The organism is Herpetosiphon llansteffanensis, from assembly GCF_003205875.1.
Lineage (GTDB): Bacteria > Chloroflexota > Chloroflexia > Chloroflexales > Herpetosiphonaceae > Herpetosiphon > Herpetosiphon llansteffanensis.
On the sequence record NZ_PUBZ01000016.1, the window covers coordinates 1 to 3,758 of the forward strand.

6 protein-coding genes are annotated in these 3,758 nt (G+C 57.0%); 4 read left to right on the forward strand and 2 right to left on the reverse strand.

Going from position 1 to position 3,758, the window contains the following annotated elements:
• Window positions 1-163 precede the first annotated feature (163 nt).
• Window positions 164-496: a YnfA family protein gene (locus C5S61_RS01125; protein ID WP_110513296.1), complete on the reverse strand. Its 333-nt coding sequence runs from the start codon at window positions 494-496 to the stop codon at window positions 164-166.
• A gap of 92 nt (window positions 497-588) precedes the next feature.
• Between C5S61_RS01125 and C5S61_RS01130 the strand changes: the two genes are divergently transcribed.
• Window positions 589-978 carry a hypothetical protein gene (locus C5S61_RS01130; RefSeq protein WP_110513297.1) on the forward strand — a complete coding sequence of 130 codons (390 nt, stop codon included), beginning with the start codon at window positions 589-591 and terminating at the stop codon, window positions 976-978.
• A gap of 133 nt (window positions 979-1,111) precedes the next feature.
• Here the strand turns inward: C5S61_RS01130 and C5S61_RS01135 are convergent, their stop codons facing one another.
• Window positions 1,112-1,411 carry a hypothetical protein gene (locus C5S61_RS01135; protein ID WP_110513298.1) on the reverse strand — a complete coding sequence of 100 codons (300 nt, stop codon included), beginning with the start codon at window positions 1,409-1,411 and terminating at the stop codon, window positions 1,112-1,114.
• Window positions 1,412-1,502: 91 nt separating this feature from the next.
• Here C5S61_RS01135 and C5S61_RS01140 point away from each other — a divergent pair, with 91 nt between their 5' ends.
• From C5S61_RS01140 to C5S61_RS01155, 3 genes are all read left to right on the forward strand, one after another.
• A complete protein-coding gene (locus tag C5S61_RS01140) occupies window positions 1,503-1,925 on the forward strand; it encodes a MerR family DNA-binding protein (protein ID WP_110513299.1) in 423 nt (140 codons plus the stop codon).
• 151 nt (window positions 1,926-2,076) lie between these two features.
• The gene (locus tag C5S61_RS01145; protein WP_110513300.1) at window positions 2,077-2,451 is read left to right on the forward strand and encodes a rhodanese-like domain-containing protein; all 375 of its coding nucleotides are present in this window, start codon (window positions 2,077-2,079) and stop codon (window positions 2,449-2,451) included.
• A 651-nt stretch (window positions 2,452-3,102) separates the two neighbouring features.
• Window positions 3,103-3,758 (forward strand): transposase (locus tag C5S61_RS01155; protein ID WP_164689150.1); only part of this gene is annotated, 656 nt, incomplete at its 3' end.

Here is a 3,758-nt window from a genome sequence, read left to right on the forward strand (position 1 = left end):
ATGGGTTGTTCCGCCTATTCCTGTGATAACGATCAATGTTCATCGATAGAGACGATCTGTTTTATGCTCAGCTTAACGGATCGTCGCACATGAATCCTGTGATAAAAACTCTTATCACAGGATTCGTGCCTCTTGCGCTGTCTGCCCCGTGAGGATGCGTCCTTTAGCGTGGCCAGTAGACAATGATGCCGGCGCCCAACAGCGCAATACCGGCACCCCAGAGACTCGGCGCATCCGGCCGAACGCCATCAACGGCCCAGCCCCACACGAGCGAGAGGCCGATAAACACGCCGCCATAGGCGGCATAGACCTTCCCAAAGTCGAGGGTCGTGGGTTGGAACGTCGGGAGCACCCCATAGAGGACGAGGATGAGGCCACCCAGCAGCCCAACCCACACAGGGCGATCGGCACGTAGCCAGATCCACATCAAATAGCCGCCGCCAATTTCGGCTAGCCCCGCCAGGGCAAAGAGGATGATTGATCGTGTCACCGCCATGGAGAATCTCCTGCTTGACTTAAACCGTACTTGAAGTGCTATGCTCACGCGGTCCCTGCTCGGGACTGAACCATCCATTGTGAGGAGGCTGCATGGACCCCGTACCGCCTGATCAAACGAGCACACCCGCGATTCCACTCGCGTGTAATCTCCTCGCCATTGACCCGGCCCACCGTCTGACGCATCTGACCGCTGGGAGCGTCCTGTTTCAAACCATGGCCCAGGAGTCGCACGCGTTGCCCGATGGCCTCGCCTTTCGCTTTGCGGCGGATGTCTATGACGAGGTAACTGCCTTCATTGCCCAGGAACGCCGCTGCTGTCCCTTTTTTCATTTCCAGCTTGATGTTGCCCCAGACTCTGGCCCGCTCTGGTTACGCATTACGGGAGCGTCCGGCGTAAAAGCCGTGCTCATAGCGGGCCTGGAGGGCATGCTTGCACCGACCAAGTCTCCCCGTTCATCGGCAGGGGATATCCAGCGATGAGGGAGTCAATCCAAGCGCTGATCGCCCATCGGGCGACGAGACCGTGATGAGGACGCACGCTGGATAGGTGACCGTGGACACATGGGCCACAGGCCACCCATCCAGCGTGCGTTCGATGCAGACGACCGAGCGCTTACTGCCCATCCGTGCCGCTTGCGCATTGGCCATCCCCACAGCCACAGGCTGCGTTCGTCACCGGTGCCGGTGTTGCAGGACGGGCCTTCCGGCGCAGGAAGGCGAGGGGAATGAGGCAGGGGATCAAGCAGGCCAGCCCAAGCAGAATGGAGGCGGTTCCCAACGTGCCGCCAGCAATCCCGGCAATCAGCGGCAGACCATCGTTCCAGAGCACGCTGGCGACAAGCACCGTGACCACCAACCCGAGTAGTATACGGCCAACCCGACTGTTCATGCAGTCCTTTATGAAGCGGATCATGGAATCCTCCCTAGCTGATGCACCCGTGGTGCGCGGTACAATGGAGCAAGCATAGTCCTTCAACGTAGGTTTAAGTCAAGGAGCACGTTTCATGAGCATCGCACCATCGTCACCCTTAACGATTGGGGTCGTCGCGGCAACCTTGGGCATCCGCACCTCGGCCATTCGCTACTATGAACGGATTGGGCTGATTCCCCGGCCACCGTTGCGCAGTGGGCAACGCCGCTATGCTGCGGACATTGTGCCGTTGCTGCAACTCATTCATGCTGCCCAACAGGCCGGCTTTACCTTAACGGAGATCCATACCATCGTGCATGGGTTTGATCCGGCGACGCCTCCCTCGGCACGCTGGGCAATGCTTGCGGCTGAGAAATTGACCGAAATTCGGACGCGCATGACGCATCTTCAGACCATGGAACAGATGCTGATGCAGACACTAGCATGTTCGTGTTCCAGTATGACCGCCTGTGCAACCGATGGGTTCACGCTGTGTGCCCCCCACGACGATCAGTAGGCAGGAGCACCATGGGAGGACGCGAGCGTCATACGCAATGGGTGGCGCAGCATGGGCTTGACTTAACCCGGACTTCACGGAGTAAGGTCTGGTCGTCACGTCTATGCTGCGCCACCACTGCTGGTGGTGTATGCCCACAAGGAGGTCGCCCATGATTCCGGTGAATCTCACCACGCAACGCCCGATCACCACCCCAATTCCGATCCTTACGACGGATGAGGTGGTGCGTCTTCAGACGGCGGACCCGCCGCTCATCCTCGTTGAAGCGCTGCCCTTGATGCACTATCAGGCAGCGCATTTGCCGGGCGCGGTCAATATTCCTGCCGATCAGATCGTGCGCCTAGCCCCAATGCTCCTGCCAGACAAAGCGGCGGTCATTGCCGTGTATTGCTCCAACCATGCGTGTGGAACAGCCCAGCACGTCGCCACGCGGCTTGTCCAGCTTGGCTACCGGCAGGTCTTCCATTACCAAGGTGGCAAACAAGCATGGATGCTTGCGGGACATCCACTTGAAGGCCAATCATAAGGATCGTCCACGATGCCACCATCACCAGCCGACAAACAACGGCGCTTTACCGTGACGCTCCCCGAGGTGCTCCCAGCACCGATTCTGGCTTCGGTGGCAGCCGTCTTGGCCTATCGGTAAAGTGCCGCCGATCCGCTACCTGATCCCGAGGGTGAACACGCAATGATCGAGGATTCCTTGGATGAGCCGTTCGCAGAAGAATACCAAAGAAGAACATCTGTTCGCTGCCATGTTTCGGGGGCCGTGCGTTTAAGCCCAATTGGTTCACAGTATGATATTTGGAAGAGATTCTGAAGATTAGGAATGGCTACATCATATGATCGAAAGATACAGTTATATCCATTGATAGGAACCGTTAATGGCATATCCATTTAAAAAGTTCTCAGACCTTCAAAATTTGTAGTATTCCAACATTCATCAAATTCAGCGATTTCGGCAATAGCATTTGCATTACTAATACTAAAACGATCTCTCATAGGGTTAAACCCAAGATTGACTCTGCTGGCGAACCCTGCATGCGCCCACGCGGTATACTGAGCGGTGTTTTTTTGTCGGAGGGCGATCATGACAGTACGAGCACCTCTTGCGTATACGATTCCGGAAGAAACGGCAACCCTTGCACGGAGTATCGTTCCCCATGGGAACCTGTTGATGACCATCACCGATACGTTTGGGATGCTCTTTACCAATGACCAGTTTGCCCACCTCTTTTCTTCGACCGGACAACCCGCCTGTGACCCTGCTCGGCTGGCAATGGTGCTGGTGTTGCAGTATATGGAAGGCCTTTCTGATCGCCAAGCGGCTGATGCCGTGCGCCTCCGCATTGACTGGAAATACGCGCTTGCGCTCCCACTGGCCCATCGTGGATTTGATGCCTCCGTATTGACCGAATTTCGCCAGCGCTTGTCCAGCGATGATGCGCAGTGTCTCTTCCTTGATACCCTGTTGGCCGACCTTCACCGTGCGGGATTCGTGAAAGCACGCGGGATTCAGCGCACCGACTCGACCATGATCCTTGCCAACATTCGGTTACTCACCCGCCTTGAGTTAATTGGCGAAACCATCCGAGCAACCTTGAATCAGCTTGCCAGCCGCGAACCAACCTGGCTTCGCCAGCATATGCATCCGGAGTGGCATGAACGCTATGCCGAACGGATTAATAATTACCGCTTACCCAAAGCCAAAAGTGCCCGCCACGCGCTTGCAACAACCTATGGGGCGGATGGCTTTGCCTTGCTGACCGCACTGACCGCGCCCGATACACCGCGTACCGTCCGCACACTCCCCATGGTGGCGACCCTCTGGCG